The following is a 758-nucleotide window of genomic DNA, read 5'->3' on the forward strand; positions in this document are numbered from 1 at the left end:
CATCATCAGCAGCTTTGTGGGAAGTTTCCTGTATCTGTTTCACTGCCTGTACTGTATTCTGCTGGACTTCTTCAACCCTGGATACAGTTTCTTTAAGGTGGGCATTGGAAGAATCTACCAGATGCTTCATTTGGGCATTCATGGCTTCCGCTTTGCGGATTTCATTTTGAAGCTTGTTTATAAGCTCTGAAATTTCTGCCGAAGAGTTCTGGCTGAGCTGGTTCATTTCAATTATAGCTTTAGTGGAATTTTTAACATTTGTATCTACATTTTCGCGTATGCGGGCGCCGTTTTCCTGCATCTTGAGCAGGGCAGATTCGGAAGCCCTTACGGAAACATCCGCAGTCTTTTTCAGCATATCTATGGTTTCGTCAGATTGGGAAACAGCATCGCGCGAGGCTCTTATGCACTCGTCACTCATTTCCTTGGCGGTACGGATGCTGTCCTGAGCGGCTTGCTTAGCAGAACGGGTGGCGTCCTCTATGCGGAGCATGGCTTCCTTAGTCTGGCGCACTGCCTCTTCGCAGTTGTCCTTAGCCCAGCGGCTGGTGTCATCTGCCCGTTTTACAGCTTTTTCAAACAGGTCTGTATATTTAGCTAGCATCTCCTCAGACCGGCGGCTGGCTTCCTCGGCTTTTTGGGTATAAAGGGCGGTATATTTATCCATGCTGTCCTGATACTGTTTGGCCGTAGTATCAGCCTTGTCTATGGCCGTTTGAGAGTCTCTGGCAGCAGCTTCGGCTGCTTTCTTAGCGGCT

Annotated in this window: 1 pseudogene; it reads right to left on the bottom strand. The window is 48.5% G+C overall.

Annotated elements, in window-relative coordinates:
- Positions 1-758, bottom strand: a pseudogene (locus tag WC259_RS04850) (ATPase); the annotation flags it as partial.

Source organism: Dehalococcoides sp., from assembly GCF_041654235.1.
GTDB classification, from domain to species: domain Bacteria; phylum Chloroflexota; class Dehalococcoidia; order Dehalococcoidales; family Dehalococcoidaceae; genus Dehalococcoides; species Dehalococcoides mccartyi_B.